Below are 16,052 nucleotides of genomic sequence, written 5' to 3'. Positions count from 1 at the left end.
ACGGTCGCGGTGCCAATACACCTGATGAACCTCGAAGGAGAGCCCATGCAAGCCCGAATGAAGAACCCGGCGATGATTCACCCCGAAGCGATGCAGGCCCTGATGGCCCTGGGGAAGTCCGTGAAGAAGGGCAGCGTGCCGGCGAAGACGCTCGACATGGTCCACCTGCGCGCCAGTCAAATCAACGGCTGCGGCTTCTGCGTGGACATGCACGCGCGCGAGCTGAAGAAGAACGGTGAGACGGACACGCGCGCCTTCGCCGTGGCGGCCTGGCGGGACACGCCCTACTTCAACGACGCCGAGCGCGCCGCGCTGGCGCTCGCAGAGGCCGTCACCCGGCTCAACGACAGGTCGGACCCCGTCCCCGATGACGTCTGGAACGAGGCCGCGAAGCACTACGACGAGGCGGGGCTGGCGCAGCTCGTCCTGTGCATCGCCACCGTCAACCTCTGGAACCGCCTCAACGTCCCGACGCGGCAGGTGGCGGGCACGGGCTGGTGAGCGGGAGCTCCACGGTGAACGTCGCCCCCTGGCCGGGCATGCTGTCCACGAGGATGCGGCCGCCGAGCCCGCGCACCACCTCGCGCGAAATCCACAGCCCCAGCCCGAAGCCCCCGTAGTTCTCCGACACCGCGCGCTCGAACTTCTCGAAGATGCGGGGCTGGTCCTCGGGGGCGATGCCCATGCCCTCGTCGCGCACCACCAGTCGCGCGTGCTCGCCGTGTGTCCGGATGGAGACGTGGATGGGCTTGCCGGGCCCGTACTTCATGGCGTTGCCCAGCAGGTTGTCGAGCACCTGCTCCAGGCGCACTCCGTCCCAGCTCCCGACCACCGGCCCGGGTGCATCCAGCGTGTACTCGCACTTCACGCGCGCCAGCTCGTCCTTCCACCGGTCCACCGCCTCCACCGTGAGCGCGGCCAGGTCCACCGGCGCCCGGCGCACGGGCAGCCGGCCCTCGGACATGCGGGACACGTCGAACAGGTCCTCCACCAGCTTCGCCAGCCGCAGCAGGCGCGCGTTGGCTGTCTCCAGCTTCGTCACCCACGACTCCAGGCCCGCGGCCCGGGCCGGATTCTTCAGCGCGCCGAGCAGGCCCTGCATGTACAGCCGCATGGGCGTGAAGGGCGTGCGCAGCTCGTGCGAGGCCACGGCGAGGAACTCGTCGCGCTTGCGCAGCGCGGCCTGGGCCTGCTGGTACAGCCGCTCCCGTTCTTCCGAGAGGGCGTTCACCTCGGCGAAGCCCCGCGCGTTCTCCAGCGCGGCGCCGGCCAGCGTGGCGATGTACTCCGCGATGCGCAGCTCCTCCGGCCCGAAGGCCCCGGCCAGCTTGTGGTTGGTGACACGGAAGACGGCCGCGACTTCACCGCGCACCAGGATGGGGGCGCACAGCACCGAGCGCGCCTCCACGCGGCCCGCGCGCTCGAGCTCCTCCGTCGAGGGAACGAAGGGACGCCGCAGCTCCAGGGCGCGGCGCAGGAAGGGGCCGAGCCGGTCATCGGACAAGGCGGGGACGAACGCGCCTTCTGGAGTGACCTTGACGAGCACCGGGTCCTCGCCGCGCAGCAATCCCGGCACGGCCTCACGCACGGCCGAGCAGACGGCCTCCCGCGTCAGCGCCGAGGCGATGGTGCGCCCCGCCTCCAGGATGCGGGGGAACCGGTCCACGAGGGACAGACTTGCGGGGACTTCCTCGACGGGAGCGGGCTCCAGCGCCGCGCGCATCGGTCTCAGCGCCTCTTCACCGGCGGCGGCATCCCCGGCGGCCTCGGGCCACCCCACGGCCGCTCCCACCTGGGCGCGGGCCAGCAACGTGCGGGCCTGCTCGTAGCGCATGTCCAGGCGCTCGGCGATGGCGAGGCTCCGGTTGAAGTACCGGCGCGCCCGGGCATTGCGTCCCTCCATCGCCGCCATCAGCCCCAGCTCGCGGAAGATGCTCGCGAGGTTGTTGCGCAGGGGCAGCGGGTGGCGGCACTCCCTCCGGGCAACGGCCCGGGCCTGGCGCAACAGCCCTGCGCGCACGGAGAAGGCCCAGGGTGGCACCTGGGCGGCCTGCTCCCGGAGCGCCCTCACGCGCTGGGCTTGTACTTCGGCCAGGAACATGGGGACTCGAAGCCTGGAGGCTCGCGCGCTCCGGCCGGCCTGCTCCAGTGCCTCCACGGCGCGCCCGGGCTCGCCCACCCGGAGGAGCCGGCGTCCCTCGGCGTACAGGAGCTCCGCCTGGCGGAGCGCGGCGTTGCAGGCAGTGCCCGTCGAGGACCGCGCGAGCTCGGTGGCGAGGGCCGACTCCGGGACCAGCCCGTCCGATGCGCACGCCCAGAGGTACAGCCCGAAGCTGCGCCGGACGTCATCATCGTACTGCCTGCCCAGGTGGTACTGCTCCTGGCCATGGGCGGCGGCCGACGTCAGGTCCCCCAGCAGGTAGAGCGCGACGCCGAGATGGTCCTTCACGTTCCCGGCACGCCAATCGTCCGTGGCACCGGACTGCTGGCCCAGGTGAACGGCCCTGCGGCCCACCTCGGCGCTCTCCGCGAACCGCGCGCAGAACAGCAGCGTGAGCTGATACATGTAGAGCGTGACCCCTTGCAGGTAGGTGTCACCCAGGGCCTCTCGCATGACGAGCGCCCGCTGAAGGTACGTCCTCCCCCGAGCCAGCATCCAGGCCGCGACGAAGCGGGGCATGCCGGGCATGGCCTGGGTGAGCAGCGACAGCCCTGCGCCGTGGTTCACGTAGCACGTCGCCAGCTTCGAGCCAGGTGCATGCCGCTCGACGAGGTTCAGCGCATGCAGGTGGGCCCACCAACCCGCGGTCAGGGGCCGGGCCTGGACCCAATACGCCCGCGAGAGCTCGGAGGAGAGATGTGCCGCGAGCAGCGCCTCTCCCTCCAGGGGCGGCGAGCGGCGCGCCCACCTCAGCAACGGAGACACCCGCGACACATGGACGAGCATCGCCCAGAGCAGGAACCCGAGTCGGGACAGGAGACCGCCTGGCACCCGCTGTCCGACGAGCCGGAGCGCGGACTCCATCCTGTCGATGGAGTCCTGTCCGTCGAGTCTCCCGAAGGTGGCTTCTCCTCGCTGTCCCTCCAGCCGGGCCTGGTCCAGGCGCGTCGTGGCGAAGCCCTGTGCTCGCGCGTAGGCCTGCTCGGCCTCGGGGTTGCCTCGGATGCGCAGGACGTCCCCCAGTCCCTCCAGGATGCCCATCCGTGTCGCGTCGTCCGCGTCCACCGCCCCGCGGTCGGCCAGCCGGTAGTAGCGCTCGGCGACATCCAGGGTGGACCTGCGCCGGGCCTCTTGCGCTGACCTCAAGGCATGGGGCCACGCACGCTCCGGCGCTCCCGCCTCGTCGAAGTGCCAGGCCAGCTCGAAGCTCCGCTCCGGAGCCCGGCGCTCCAGCTCCAGCGCGGCCGCGAGGTGCAGCGCTCGCTCCTCCTCCGCCGGGAGCTGTTCCAGCAGGGTCTCCCGGATGAGGTCGTGCGCGAAGGTGTACGGGCCCCGGGGAAGCTCCGCCCAGACGAGGGTGCGCCGTCGGGCCTCCTTCAGCAGGTCGATGGCCCGCTCCCGGTCCTGCTTCACGAGGACCGCCGCCAGGTCCACCTCGAACTCCCTGCCGAGGACGGCCCCCGCGGCCAGCAGGGAGCGCGACTCCTCCGGGAGATGCGCCAGACAGTTCAGCAACAGCGAGGCGGCCCTCAGCGAGGAGCGCACCTCCGCGAGCCGCTCCGGCACCACGTGCCATCCGGAGGCCACTGGCTCCAGGGCCCCGGTCTCGACGAGCCCTCGCACCATCGCGGCGGCCATGAAGGGATTGCCTTCGGAAATCCTGACCACGACCTCCAGCGCCGCGTCGGGCAGGCGCCCCGCCATGGACTCCGCCAGGTCGCGCAGGTCCGGCGCGGTGAGCGGCGACAGGGCGACGTGGAGCATGGGGGACAGCCGGCGGAGCAGGTGGTCTCCGGGGACGACATCCGTCCGGAAGGCCGCCACCACGGTGACGAAGCGGCGGGCTTGCGATGCATCCTCGGAGGGCGCCTCCAGCGCGGCGAGCAGCTTGAGCGTCAGCTCATCCGACCACTGGCAGTCGTCCAGCATCACGAGGGCCGGTGTCTCCGCGTCCCCCAGCCCCCTGACCACCGCGGCGAGCGACCGCACCATGCGGGCTTCACCCAGGCTCTCGGGCCCGTTGGCGTCACATCTGAAATCAGGCAACTGCAACAACTGCTCGAGCCGGGGGTGGGCGGCACACAACGCACCGAGTGTTCCCGCTTCCGCCCGCAGGACCTTGGCCAGGGAGGGGGAGCGCTCCACGGCCGCGGCCAGGTCCTGCATGACGCCCAGCAGCGTCTGCAACGGCTGCGGCGCCGCGCGGTTCATGGCCTGGCCACGGAAGACGCGTGCACCGTGCGCCAGGGCCCGCCGCTCCAGCTCATCCAGCAGCATCGTCTTGCCTCCACCCGACACGCCCTCGACGAGGACGAGTCCCCCCTCCCCCCGGGCCGCTGCTTCCCGCGCGCGCTCCAGCGCCGTCAGCTCCTGGGCTCGACCGACGAAGGCGGGCTCGATGAGCCGGGGATGGAGGTCGGTCCTGCCCACCACCACGGCCGGGTCCGCGAGGCCGCGCGCCAGCTCCCCGGCAATCTCCTCGAGGTCACGAAGCGCCGCCTCCGCCGACTGGTAGCGCTCGCGCGGCTCCTCGCACAGCAGGTGCTGCACCACCTGCTCCAGCGCGCGAGGCACCGGGAGCCCCCGCGCGCGAAGCTCCGGGACGGTGCTGAGGTGCTGCTGGAGGAACTCTCCCAGCGTCTTGCCTGGAAACGGGAGCGTCCCGGCGAGGCACTCGAAGAGCATCAGGCCCACGGCGTAGAGGTCGGAGGCCGGTCCTGGCACGGCGGCCACGAGTCCCAGCTGCTCGGGGGCGAGGTACTGGATGGCGGTGAGCGGAAGCGCCAGGAGGGACGCCTCCCGGAAGTCCTCCAGCGCGAGTCCGAAGTCGATGAGCACCGCCTCCCTGAACGCATCCTCGGAGGCGATGACGACATTGGAGGGCTTGAGGTGGCGGTGAGGCAGGCGCTGGGCATGGGCCTCGCGCAGCGCTCGCAGCAGGCCCTGTCCCAGGTCGAGGGTTTCGTGGAGCAAGAGCGGACCTCGCGCCAGCCGCTCCGACAGCGTCCCAGACGGAGCGGAGGGGCTCACGCGGAGCAGCAGCTCGCCCTCCACCCCGCCGTGCAGGGGAGGCGAGAGCCAGGGGCTGCGCAGCTCGCGCAGGACGTCGTCGTCTCGCGACATGCGCTCGAAGGCCCCCACCTTGAGCGCGTGGAGAGGCGCCGTCTTCATCACCACCGCGGCGCCCGTGGCGAGGTCCGTCCCGCGCCACGTCTGGAGCGCGCCCTGATGGCGGAGACACTCATGCTTCAGGAAGCGTCCCTCCCGGGTAGAAGTCCGTTCGCCGCGTGTCTGCATGTGCAAAGCCTCCAGGGCCTTGAAGGCAGACAGCGCACGGCGGAGATGTGATGAGCCCCCGGCGAAGAACCTCCTGCCGGCGGGGAGGACGGCCCCGGTGACGGGCCCTACCAGCACGGCTGCTGCCCGTCAGAAGGAGCCGTCCTGGGGCGACGCGTCATCCCCGGGTGCACGAGTGGACGGCGCATGTGCGCGGCGCTGGTGGGAGCCCCCCTGGTTTCATACATTGCGCCGCGTCCTGCACTGCGCGGCGCGGCCCCCTCCCCTGCGAGCAACCAGGGAAGCGGGAGTCCGTGGCCGGGCCGTGGGGTTGGCACACACAGAGGGCCCGGCCATGGAGAAGGTACTCAACTACATCGGCGGTGAATTGCTGCCCGCCAGCAGCGGCACGTGGCTGGACAAGCCCGAGCCGGCCACGGCGGAGACGTACGCGAAGGTACCCGACTCGGACGAGCCGGACGTGCAGCGTGCCGTGGAGGCCGCCTCGCGCGCCTTCCCCGCCTGGTCCGCCACCCCGGCCACCGAGCGCTCCCGCATGCTCCGCCGCATCGCGGACGCGATTCGCGGCCGCATGGACGCGTTCGCCCGCGCGGAGTCCATCGACACGGGCAAGCCCTTGTCCGTCGCCTCCACCGTCGACATCCCGCGCAGCATCCTCAACTTCGAGTTCTTCGCGGACGCCGTCACGCAGTTCTCCAGCGAGGCGCACCAGACGGACAACGTCGCCCTCAACTACACCCTGCGCGCGCCGCTGGGCGTGGTGGGCTGCATCTCCCCGTGGAACCTGCCGCTGTACCTCCTCACGTGGAAGATTGCCCCGGCGCTCGCCATCGGGAACTGCGTCGTCGCCAAGCCGTCCGAAGTCACGCCGATGACGGCGTACCTGCTCTCCCAGGTGTGCCGCGAGGCGGGCCTGCCGCCCGGCGTGCTCAACATGGTCCACGGCCTGGGCCCCAAGGTGGGCGCGGCGATGAGCCGCCACCCGGACATCAGCGCCATCTCCTTCACCGGCAGCACGCGCACCGGCGCGGAGATTGCCCGCGTGGCCGCCCCCGCCTTCAAGAAGCTGTCGCTGGAGATGGGCGGGAAGAATCCCAACGTCATCTTCGCGGACTGCGACTTCGACGAGGCGCTCGCCACCACGGTGCGCTCGTCCTTCGCCAACCAGGGCCAAATCTGTCTCTGCGGCCCGCGCATCTTCGTGCAGCGCCCCATCTACGAGCGCTTCAAGGAGGCGCTCGTCGCCCGCACCCGCGCGCTCAAGGTGGGTGACCCGCTGGAGGCCGGCACGGACCAGGGCGCGCTGGTGTCGCAGCAGCACTTCGACAAGGTGCTGGGCTACGTGGACCTCGCGAAGCAGGAGGGCGGCCGCGTCCTCACCGGCGGCCAGCGCGCCAGCGTCCCGGGCCGGTGCCGCAATGGCTGGTTCGTGGAGCCCACCCTCATCGAGGGCCTGGACGCCGCGTGCCGCACCAACCAGGAGGAAATCTTCGGGCCGGTGGCCACGCTCATCCCCTTCGACCAGGAGGACGAGGTCCTCGCCTGGGCCAACTCCACGAAGTACGGCCTGGCCGCCAGCGTGTGGACGCGTGACTTGCAGCGCGCGCACCGCTTCGCCTCGCGGCTGCACAGCGGCATCGTCTGGGTGAACACCTGGATGCTGCGCGATTTGCGCACGCCGTTCGGTGGGGTGAAGGACTCGGGCGTGGGGCGCGAGGGCGGCTGGGACGCGCTGCGCTTCTTCACCGAGCCGAAAAACGTCTGCATCAAGCTGTGAGCCGCAAACCCGTCAGGAGCGCATCGTGAGCAGCAGCGAGCGAGTCGATTCCCAGAAGGCCCCGGAGCCGGTGGGCCTGTATCCCCACGCGCGGCGCGTGGGAAACCTCCTCTTCCTGTCCGGCGTGGGCCCGCGCGAGCGCGGCACCAAGCGGATTCCCGGCGTGACGCTGGACGCCGAGGGCAACATCTCCTCGTACGACATCGAGGCGCAGTGCCACTCGGTGTTCCGCAACGTCCGCTACATCCTGGAGGACGCGGGCTCGTCCTGGGACAAGCTGGTGGACGTGACGGTGTACCTGACGAACATGAAGAAGGACTTCCCCACGTACAACCGGCTGTGGGCGGAGTACTTCAAGGACAACCCGCCGTGCCGGACGACGCTCGAAATCAACTGTCTGCCTACGCCGATTGCCATCGAGCTCAAGTGCATCGCCACCATCGGAGATGAATGAATGGGCCGCCTGACTCCCATCAACTTCAAGAAGTGGATTGATGAGCACCGCCACCTGCTCAAGCCGCCCGTCGGCAACCAGCAGGTCTGGGCCGACCGCGAGTTCATGGTCACCGTCGTCGGTGGCCCCAACGCGCGCACGGACTTCCACATCAACGAGGGCGAGGAGTTCTTCTACCAGCTCGAGGGGAACATCACCCTGCGCGTCATCGACGAGGGCCAGGTGCAGGACATCCCCATCATGGAGGGGGAAATCTTCCTGCTGCCGCCCAACGTGCCGCACTCGCCGCAGCGTCCCGCGGGCACGGTGGGGCTGGTGCTGGAGCGCCGCCGCCAGCCGAAGGAGATGGACGGCTTCATGTGGCTGTGCCCGAAGTGCGGCGAGAAGCTCTACGAGGAGTTCGTGCACGTCACCAACCTCGTGACGCAACTGCCGCCCATCTTCGAGCACTTCTACGGGAACCCCGACAACTGCACGTGCAAGAAGTGCGGGACGAAGGTCACCAAGGGGAGCCCGGCGCGTTGAAGATCGACATCCACACGCACCTGTTGCCGGAGAAGCTCCCCCGCTTCGCCGAGCGCTACGGCTACGGCGGCTTCATCACCCTGGACCACCACGCGCCGTGCCGCGCGCGCATGCTCCGGGACGACGGGAAGTTCTTCCGTGAAATCGAGAGCAACTGCTGGGACCCGGTGAAGCGGATGGAGGAGTGCGACGCCCACGGCGTCCACGTGCAGGTGCTGTCCACCGTGCCGGTGATGTTCAGCTACTGGACGAAGCCCGAGCACGGCGCGGACATGGCGCGCTTCCTCAACGACCACCTCGCCGGCGTCGTCCGCGAGCACCCCAAGCGCTTCGTGGGGCTGGGCACGGTGCCGCTCCAGTCGCCGGACCTGGCGGTGCGCGAGCTGGAGCGGTGCGTGAAGGAGCTGGGCTTTTCGGGCGTGCAGATTGGCAGCCACGTCAACGACTGGAACCTGAGCGACCCGGCGCTGTTCCCCTTCTTCGAGGCCGCGAGCGAGCTGGGCGCCGCCCTCTTCGTCCACCCGTGGGACATGATGGGCGAGGCGAAGATGCAGAAGTACTGGCTGCCGTGGCTGGTGGGCATGCCGGCGGAAGTCTCGCTCGCCATCTGCTCCGTCATCTTCGGCGGTGTGATGGAGCGGCTGCCCAAGCTGCGCTTCGCCTTCGCGCACGGCGGCGGCTCGTTCCCGATGACGCTGGGCCGGATTCAGCACGGCTTCGAGGCGCGGCCGGACCTCGTCGCGGTGGACAACAAGGTGGCGCCCAAGGACTACGTGGGCCGCTTCTGGGTGGACTCGCTGGTCCACGACGTGGAGGCGCTGCGCTTCATCGTCCGGCTGTTCGGCCAGGACAAGGTCGCGCTCGGCAGTGACTACCCCTTCCCCCTGGGCGAGGACCGCCCGGGCACGCTCATCGAGTCCCTGGGGGAGCTGGAGCCGGCCGCGCGCGAGCGGCTGCTCTGGCGCAATGCCCTGGAGTGGCTCGGACGCTCGCGCGAGGACTTCGCACCATGACGACGCCGTACTCCTTCGAGGACACCGAGGCCTTCGCGCGCAAGCTGGACGGCGAAGACCCGCTGCGCACCTTCCGCGACGAGTTCCTCTTCCCCAAGGGCCCGGACGGCAAGCCCGTCGTCTACCTGGCGGGCAACTCGCTGGGGCTCCAGCCGCGCAACGCCGCGCGCTACATCCAGGAGGAGCTGGAGGACTGGGCCCGCCTGGGCGTCGAGGGCCACCACGAGGGGCGCCATCCGTGGCTGCACTACCACGAGCTCGTCACCGACATGGCCGCGCGGCTGGTGGGCGCGAAGCCGCTGGAAGTCGTGGTGATGAACACCCTCACGGTGAACCTCCACCTGATGATGGTGTCCTTCTACCGGCCCACGAAGGAGCGCTTCAAAATCCTCGTGGAGGGCGGCGCCTTCCCGTCGGACCAGTACGCGGTGGCCTCGCAGGTGCGCTTCCACGGGTACGACGCGCGCGAGGCGGTGCTGGAGCTGAAGCCGCGCGCGGGCGAGGAGACGCTGCGCACCGAGGACATCCTCGCGACGATTGAAAAGCACGGGCACGAGGTGTCGCTGGTGCTGCTGGGCACGGTGAACTACCTCACCGGGCAGGCGTTCGACATCGCGGCGATTACGAAGGCGGCGCACGCGAAGGGCTGCTTCGTGGGCTTCGACCTGGCGCACGGCGCGGGCAACCTGAAGGTGTCCCTGCACGACGACGGGCCGGACTTCGCGGTGTGGTGCTCGTACAAGTACCTCAACGGCGGGCCGGGCAGCCTGGGCGGCGTCTTCGTCCACGAGCGGCACGCGCGCGAGAAGAACCTCCCCCGCTTCGAGGGCTGGTGGGGGCACGACAAGACGACGCGCTTCCAGATGGGCCCGACGTTCGACCCGCTGCCGGGCGCGGAGGGGTGGCAGCTGTCCAACCCGCCCATCTTCCAGCTCGCGGCGCTGCGCGCGTCGCTGGAGCTGTTCGACAAGGCGGGCATGGAGGCGCTGCGCGCCAAGAGCGAGCGGCTCACCGGCTACCTGGAGTTCCTCCTGGACAAGCTGCCCCCGGGCTTCGTGCGCATCACCACGCCGCGAGACGCGAAGCAGCGTGGGGCGCAGCTGTCGCTGCGGTTCAAGGGCGAGGCCCAGGGCATGCTGAAGCGGCTGGCGGACGCGGGCATCGTCTGCGACTTCCGCAAGCCGGACATCATCCGCGCGGCGCCCGCGCCGCTGTACTGCAACTACACCGACGTGTACCGCTTCGTGAGGACGCTCGAAGGCCATGCCCGAGACTGACCGGAAGGAAGCCGTCACCGTGGTGGGCGCGGGCCTCGTCGGCTCGCTGCTCGCCATGTACCTCGCCCGCCGGGGCTACACCGTGGAGGTGCTGGAGCGCCGCCCGGACATGCGCCGCGAGGTCATCGACGCGGGCCGCTCCATCAACCTCGCCATCTCCACGCGCGGGCTGCACGCGCTGCGGCAGGTGGGGCTGGAGGCAGAGGCGCTGAAGCACGCCATCCCCATGCGCGGAAGGATGATTCATTCCGCGAAGGGCGAGCTGACGTACCAGCCCTACGGCAAGGACGACTCGCAGCACATCAACTCGCTGTCGCGCGCGTGGCTGAACAAGTTCCTGATGACGGAGGCGGAAGGCACCGGCCGCGTCCGCATCCGCTTCAAGCAGCGCGTCACCCACGCGGACTTCGAGACGGGCGCGCTCACGGTGCACGACGACACCACCGGCGAGACGCGCCGCGAGGAGGGCCGCGTGCTGTTCGGCACGGACGGCTCGGGCTCGGCGGTGCGGCAGGAGATGGACCGGGTGCCGGGCTTCCAGGTGTCGAACGAGCAGCTCGGCCACGGGTACAAGGAGCTCACGATTCCGGCGGGCCCGGGCGGCGCGTTCCAGATGGAGAAACACGCGCTGCACATCTGGCCGCGCGGCACGTACATGCTGATTGCCCTGCCCAACGAGGACGGCAGCTTCACGTGCACGCTGTTCCTGCCGTGGAAGGGCGGCGCGGTGAGCTTCGAGACGCTGGACACGCCGGCGCGGCTGGAGGCGTTCTTCGAGGAGCAGTTCCCGGACGCGAAGAGGCTGATTCCGGACCTGGTGGAGGCGTTCTTCTCGCGGCCCACGGGCAGCATGGTGACGGTGAAGTGCGCGCCGTGGCGCGTGGGCGGGCGGACGCTGGTGCTGGGCGACGCGGCGCACGCCATCGTTCCCTTCTTCGGGCAGGGGATGAACTGCGGCTTCGAGGACTGCGTCGTCCTGGACGGGCTGCTCGACAAGCGCGGACAGTGGGAGGACGTGTTCGCGGACTTCGAGCGGCTGCGGAAGACCAACGCGGACGCCATCGCGGACATGGCGGTGGAGAACTTCATCGAGATGCGCGACAGCACCGGCAGCCCGCGCTTCCTGCTGGAGAAGGCGGTGGAGAAGGTGCTGCTCAACGCCTTCCCCGGCGAGTTCGTCAGCCGCTACACGCTGGTGAGCTTCAGCCGCGTGCCATACCGGCTGGCGTACGAGGTGGGGGCGATTGCCGGTGGCATCGTCTCGGAGCTGTCCGAGGGGCTGACGCGGGCGGAGGATGTGAACCTGGAGCGCGCGGGGCAGCTCATCCGCGGCCGGCTGGTGCCTTTCATGAAGGAGCACGCGGATGGATTTCGGACTCAAGGGTAGGCGCGCGCTGGTGATGGGCGCGTCCGCGGGGCTCGGCTACGCGATTGCCCAGGCGCTGGTGAAGGAAGGCGCCACGGTGGCCATCTGCTCGCGCGGCGGGGACAAGCTGGAGAAGGCCGCGAAGGAGCTGGGCGCGGCGCTGGCGGTGTCGTGCGACTTGAATCAGCCCGGGGCGGCGAAGCGGCTGGTGGAGGAGACCGTCGCGAAGCTGGGCGGCGTGGACGTGCTGGTGGTGAACACGGGGGGGCCTCCGGCGGGCGGCTTCGAGTCGCTGACGGGCGAGCAGTGGCAGCTCGGGTTCCAGAGCCTGTGGATGGCGGCGGTGGACGGCATCCAGGCGGCGCTGCCGGGCATGAAGGAGCGCAAGTGGGGCCGCATCGTCCTGGTGACGTCGCTGGCCGCGCGCGAGGCGATGCCGAACCTGACCATCTCCAACGGCCTGCGCGCGGGCCTGCTGGGGCTGGTGAAGACGGTGAGCAACGAGGTGGCGCAGCACGGCGTCACCCTCAACGCGGTGCTGCCGGGCTTCCACGCGACGGAGCGGATGACGCAATTGGGGCTCACGGACGAGAAGGTGGCGCCGCAGATTCCCGCGCGGCGCCTGGGACGTCCGGAGGAGCTGGCCGCGCTGGCCGCGTTCCTGTCGTCGGAGCAGGCCTCGTACATCACCGGCCAGTCCATCGTGGTGGATGGCGGGGCGGCGCGCGGGTTCTGAAGCGGCGGCTCAGGGGTTGAGCCGCTGGAGGTAGAGGTCGCCCTCGTCCGCGATGAAGCTCGCGCCGCCGCTGAAGGTGCGCGGGCCCCGGAACACGCCGGTGCGGACGAGGGTGCCATCCTCCAGGAACTCGAGGTCGCGCGGGAGGAGCATATCCCGGGTGCACGGGCCGCTGAGGTCCTCGAAGCGCCAGCGCACCTCACCCGCGGGGGAGAACCGCATCACCCGCGAGCTGCACGACGACTCCCAGAACACCAGGGCATCACCATCCGGGGCCACCGCGAGCTGGGGGTTGATGGAGTAACCCTCCAGCTCCTCGGCCCATAGCGGCTGGCCCCGGGCGTCAGCGGCCAGGAGCGTCGTGGCGGGGGTGCAGGGAGCGCCGGTGGCGCAGGCCCGGTTCACCCGGTAGTTCCCCCACAGGAAGCTCTGCTTGACGGTGCCGGTGAGGAGCAGGCCGCCGTCCGGCAGGATGGCCAGGTCCGAGAAGTCCGCCCATCCCGCCTCCGGAGGCGTGGTGCTCCACCAGCGCTCCGCGCCGGAAGAGGACAGGCCCAGGATGAAGCCCGCGCCGTAGGACATGTCGACGAGCTCGTGCCCCGCCGCGACGATGTGGCCCTCGGAGTCCACCGCCACCGTGGTGAAGACGCGCGAGGCCTTCGAGGACGTCCAGGTCCACCGCGGTGCGCCCTCGGCGTCGTAGCGGCTCACGGCGCCCCGCTGCGTCACCGCCACCACGCCACCCTCCCCGTCCGCGGCCAGCGCAGACGCCTCCCCGTTCCGGGCCCAGCGCACCGAGCCATCCGCCGAGAACTTCGCGATGAAGCGGTCCCCCACAGGCGGGTTGTCCCCCACCAGGAGCGAGCCACCGCCCCAGACCTCGAGGGCCACGAAGATGTCGCCCGTGCGTGAGATTGCGAGCGCGGAGGACTGGGGAAGGTTCGTCCCGCTCGGGCCCGGCGTGACGACGAGGTCCTTGGACCAGAGCTGCACTCCCGCGGCGTCATGGCGGCGGAGCACCAGGTTGCCGACGCCGGTGTAGCCCGCGTCGCTCACGACATGCGTCCTCGCGAGCAGGATGAAGCCACCCGCGCCATCCGAGGCCAGGCCCATCACGTCCTGCGCTCCAGGCAGCGACACCTGCACCGACCACAGCGGGTCTCCGGAGCGCCAGCGGCCCGCTGGCGGAGGTGGGACGTTGGCAGGCTCCGGCTCGGGTTCCTGCTGCGCCACAGGCTCAGGCGCGGGCACCGGGTCTGCCGGGGGCGCTCCGTCCTGCCCGAGCTCCCGCCAGTCGTCGACTGCCCCACACCCCAGCGCCGTGCACACGCCCAGCGCGAGCCCCACCGCCCCCGTCCACCACCTGCTCATGACCCGCACCACTCCCGCCCGGCCTTCCCGCCGCGTGGAAGGTGGGGACACGGTGGGTGCACGGCAAGGGGAGCGCCGGCACTAGAGGAGTGAGCGCACGGCCTCCACCACCTGGGGCCACTCGCGCGAGCGCGGGTCGATGACCTCGAAGTGCCCGGCGCCGGGGAGCACGACGAGTCGCACGGGGTCTCCCAACTCACGGCCGCGCGCGTGGAAGGCCTCACTCATGGACACGGGCACGGTGTCGTCCTCGGTGCCATGCACGAGCACCTGTGGCAGCCCGAACGGCTGGAGCGCCGCGGGTGACGCCAGGTGGTAGCGCTCGGGCACCCGGGCAGGCGAGCCGCCAAGGAACTCTTCCACGATGCCTTCGCTGAGCCGCAATTCGAAGACGCGCTCCAGGTTCACGGCCCCCGCCAGGGACACCACGCCGCGCAGGGGCAGCGGGTCCGCATGGTGGAGCGGTCCGCCCGCGGGCAGTCGGTGACGCGCGCCGATCCACATGGCCAGGTGCCCGCCCGCCGAGTGCCCCATCGCCACCACGCGCGAGAGGTCCAGGGGGTGGGAGCGAGCCAGCGTGCGCAGGAAGTCCGTGCCGAGCGCCACGTCCTCCAGCGTCCCCGGCCAGCCGCCACCTTCATGGCCCACGCGGCGGTACTCCAGGCTCCAGGTGGCGAAGCCCTGCCGCGTCAGCTCCGCGCACAGGTGGCCGACGTGCTCCAGGTCGTACTTCGCGCGCCAGAAGCCGCCGTGGATGACGACCACCACCGGATGCGGCCCCGGGCCGACGGGCAGCCGCAGCTCACCGAACTGGTGCTCCAGCGAACCATAGGGAATCCGCGCATCCACGGCGGGCGGAGGCGTGTCGAGGACCCACATCGAGCTCATTCATCCACCATCCCACCAGCACTCCGGTCTTGAATTAACATACCTCCCTGAGCATGGCCCCAGGGTGCCATGCTCGGGGGGAGCACGTGATGGATGCGCATGTCATGGCCATGGGCATGAGCTCGTGCCTGGGCCCTGTTGTCACGGCCTGTGCCGCGTTCCGAGCGGGAATACGCCTGGCACGGGCCTCGCTCGATGCGGACTACTTCGCGGCGGACAGCAATGAGGCACACCCGCTGGATGCGTGCGCCATCCCATCGTCGACGTTTGGCTTCTCCGGCATCGGTCGACTCGTGGCCATCCTTCACGAGACCCTGGTGGACCTCCGCTGCGGCATGAGTGCCCCGGCACTGGAGCCGGAGACCCGCGTGTACCTGGCCCTTCCAGACCCGGTCGACCTGGAGCTTCCCGTCGAGCCAGAGGTCGCGGGTGTTCCCAGGAAGCGCACCGACGCCATGGGTCGCTGTGTCCTCGCCATGACACTCCAGACCCTGGGGCTTACCCACCCGAAGGCGAACTGGCGCTTCTTCAGCGGGGGCCATACCGCGTTCGCCCGAGCGCTGGAGGCAGCCATGAAGGACCTGGGGCGGGGGCGCCAGGAGTCGTGCCTCGTGGTCGCCGTCGACAGCCTGCTGGACCCGGTGGTGCGCGAGGGACTGCTGATGGAGGGCCGACTCAAGACCCAGGACCATCCAGTGGGGTTCACCCCGGGAGAGGCGGGCGTCGCGGTTCTCCTGCGACCGGCCCCGGCCATCCCGGGTGCCTCGAAGAAGTCTGGGCCGAAGGTCATCCTCCGACAACTGGCCCTCGCCTCGGGAAAAGCCGCCACGCAATGGGACGGGCAGGCACTCGCGAGCTGCGTGGAGCAACTCCTCCCCCACATGGAGCCAGATGCCGCGGCACCGACGCTGATCAGCGACCACTCGGGCGAGGAGAGTCGGGCCTCGGAGTGGGGCTTGCTGCAAGTCCGGCTGAAGGCGATGCGCCCGGCCTGGGACACGCCCGCTGCCTGGTTTCCGGCCATTGGCTTCGGAGAGACGGGCTGCGCGTCAGGGGCCATTGGCTTGTGCGTGGCGGCCCGGGCCTTCGAGCGGGGCTACGCACCAACGCGGCACTGCATCGTCCTGTCCTCGTCGGAAGGTGGGGAGCGGGCGGCGCTGCTCATGGAACGGCAGGGATGAAAGGAG

The 16,052-nt window shown here is 70.4% G+C and carries 12 protein-coding genes; 9 read left to right on the top strand and 3 right to left on the bottom strand.

Features of this window, described 5'->3' with window-relative positions; all coding sequences use genetic code 11:
• Positions 1 to 45 precede the first annotated feature (45 nt).
• Positions 46 to 501, top strand: coding sequence for a carboxymuconolactone decarboxylase family protein (locus ACX9TP_RS06070; RefSeq protein WP_482978769.1), 456 nt, complete (start codon positions 46 to 48; stop codon positions 499 to 501).
• Here ACX9TP_RS06070 and ACX9TP_RS06065 read toward each other — a convergent pair.
• Positions 461 to 5,458 carry an ATP-binding protein gene (locus ACX9TP_RS06065; RefSeq protein ID WP_482978768.1) on the bottom strand — a complete coding sequence of 1,666 codons (4,998 nt, stop codon included), beginning with the start codon at positions 5,456 to 5,458 and terminating at the stop codon, positions 461 to 463. The two genes, ACX9TP_RS06070 and ACX9TP_RS06065, sit on opposite strands and share 41 nt — an antisense overlap.
• Before the next feature lie 334 nt (positions 5,459 to 5,792).
• Here ACX9TP_RS06065 and ACX9TP_RS06060 point away from each other — a divergent pair, with 334 nt between their 5' ends.
• From ACX9TP_RS06060 to ACX9TP_RS06030, 7 genes are read left to right on the top strand one after another with little or no spacing between them, the layout of a single operon-like run.
• A complete protein-coding gene (locus tag ACX9TP_RS06060; protein WP_482978767.1) occupies positions 5,793 to 7,235 on the top strand; it encodes an aldehyde dehydrogenase in 1,443 nt (480 codons plus the stop codon).
• A gap of 22 nt (positions 7,236 to 7,257) precedes the next feature.
• The gene (locus ACX9TP_RS06055; protein WP_206729888.1) at positions 7,258 to 7,689 is read left to right on the top strand and encodes a RidA family protein; all 432 of its coding nucleotides are present in this window, start codon (positions 7,258 to 7,260) and stop codon (positions 7,687 to 7,689) included.
• Positions 7,690 to 8,214: a 3-hydroxyanthranilate 3,4-dioxygenase gene (nbaC, locus tag ACX9TP_RS06050; RefSeq protein ID WP_482978766.1), complete on the top strand. Its 525-nt coding sequence runs from the start codon at positions 7,690 to 7,692 to the stop codon at positions 8,212 to 8,214.
• Positions 8,211 to 9,227 (top strand): amidohydrolase family protein, encoded by a 1,017-nt coding sequence (locus ACX9TP_RS06045; protein WP_482978765.1) that lies wholly within the window; start codon positions 8,211 to 8,213, stop codon positions 9,225 to 9,227. The genes nbaC and ACX9TP_RS06045 overlap by 4 nt, the downstream gene beginning before the upstream one ends.
• Positions 9,224 to 10,504 carry a kynureninase gene (kynU, locus tag ACX9TP_RS06040; RefSeq protein ID WP_482978764.1) on the top strand — a complete coding sequence of 427 codons (1,281 nt, stop codon included), beginning with the start codon at positions 9,224 to 9,226 and terminating at the stop codon, positions 10,502 to 10,504. Before ACX9TP_RS06045 ends, kynU begins: the two co-directional genes overlap by 4 nt.
• Positions 10,491 to 11,891, top strand: coding sequence for an FAD-dependent oxidoreductase (locus ACX9TP_RS06035; RefSeq protein WP_482978763.1), 1,401 nt, complete (start codon positions 10,491 to 10,493; stop codon positions 11,889 to 11,891). Before kynU ends, ACX9TP_RS06035 begins: the two co-directional genes overlap by 14 nt.
• Positions 11,869 to 12,606 carry an SDR family oxidoreductase gene (locus tag ACX9TP_RS06030; RefSeq protein ID WP_482978762.1) on the top strand — a complete coding sequence of 246 codons (738 nt, stop codon included), beginning with the start codon at positions 11,869 to 11,871 and terminating at the stop codon, positions 12,604 to 12,606. The genes ACX9TP_RS06035 and ACX9TP_RS06030 overlap by 23 nt, the downstream gene beginning before the upstream one ends.
• A gap of 9 nt (positions 12,607 to 12,615) precedes the next feature.
• On the opposite strand, the gene ACX9TP_RS06025 is transcribed toward ACX9TP_RS06030, so the two are convergent.
• Positions 12,616 to 13,977 carry an NHL repeat-containing protein gene (locus ACX9TP_RS06025; protein WP_482978761.1) on the bottom strand — a complete coding sequence of 454 codons (1,362 nt, stop codon included), beginning with the start codon at positions 13,975 to 13,977 and terminating at the stop codon, positions 12,616 to 12,618.
• 81 nt (positions 13,978 to 14,058) lie between these two features.
• Positions 14,059 to 14,865: an alpha/beta hydrolase family protein gene (locus ACX9TP_RS06020; RefSeq protein WP_482978760.1), complete on the bottom strand. Its 807-nt coding sequence runs from the start codon at positions 14,863 to 14,865 to the stop codon at positions 14,059 to 14,061.
• A gap of 89 nt (positions 14,866 to 14,954) precedes the next feature.
• Between ACX9TP_RS06020 and ACX9TP_RS06015 the strand changes: the two genes are divergently transcribed.
• A complete protein-coding gene (locus tag ACX9TP_RS06015) occupies positions 14,955 to 16,046 on the top strand; it encodes a hypothetical protein (RefSeq protein ID WP_482978759.1) in 1,092 nt (363 codons plus the stop codon).
• Positions 16,047 to 16,052: the final 6 nt, after the last annotated feature.

The sequence above is a fragment of the Pyxidicoccus sp. M15 genome, from assembly GCF_056858435.1.
The sequence above is the reverse complement of the archived record's forward strand: the minus strand, read 5'-3'. Positions and strand labels throughout refer to the sequence as shown.

Bases quoted from the DNA above. Each gene is read 5' to 3' on its own strand.
- ACX9TP_RS06070 (WP_482978769.1), top strand. From the start codon at position 46: ATGCAAGCCCGAATGAAGAACCCGGCGATGATTCACCCCGAAGCGATG.
- ACX9TP_RS06065 (WP_482978768.1), bottom strand. From the start codon at position 5,458: ATGCAGACACGCGGCGAACGGACTTCTACCCGGGAGGGACGCTTCCTG.
- ACX9TP_RS06060 (WP_482978767.1), top strand. From the start codon at position 5,793: ATGGAGAAGGTACTCAACTACATCGGCGGTGAATTGCTGCCCGCCAGC.
- nbaC (WP_482978766.1), top strand. From the start codon at position 7,690: ATGGGCCGCCTGACTCCCATCAACTTCAAGAAGTGGATTGATGAGCAC.
- kynU (WP_482978764.1), top strand. From the start codon at position 9,224: ATGACGACGCCGTACTCCTTCGAGGACACCGAGGCCTTCGCGCGCAAG.
- ACX9TP_RS06035 (WP_482978763.1), top strand. From the start codon at position 10,491: ATGCCCGAGACTGACCGGAAGGAAGCCGTCACCGTGGTGGGCGCGGGC.
- ACX9TP_RS06030 (WP_482978762.1), top strand. From the start codon at position 11,869: ATGGATTTCGGACTCAAGGGTAGGCGCGCGCTGGTGATGGGCGCGTCC.
- ACX9TP_RS06025 (WP_482978761.1), bottom strand. From the start codon at position 13,977: ATGAGCAGGTGGTGGACGGGGGCGGTGGGGCTCGCGCTGGGCGTGTGC.
- ACX9TP_RS06020 (WP_482978760.1), bottom strand. From the start codon at position 14,865: ATGAGCTCGATGTGGGTCCTCGACACGCCTCCGCCCGCCGTGGATGCG.
- ACX9TP_RS06015 (WP_482978759.1), top strand. From the start codon at position 14,955: ATGGATGCGCATGTCATGGCCATGGGCATGAGCTCGTGCCTGGGCCCT.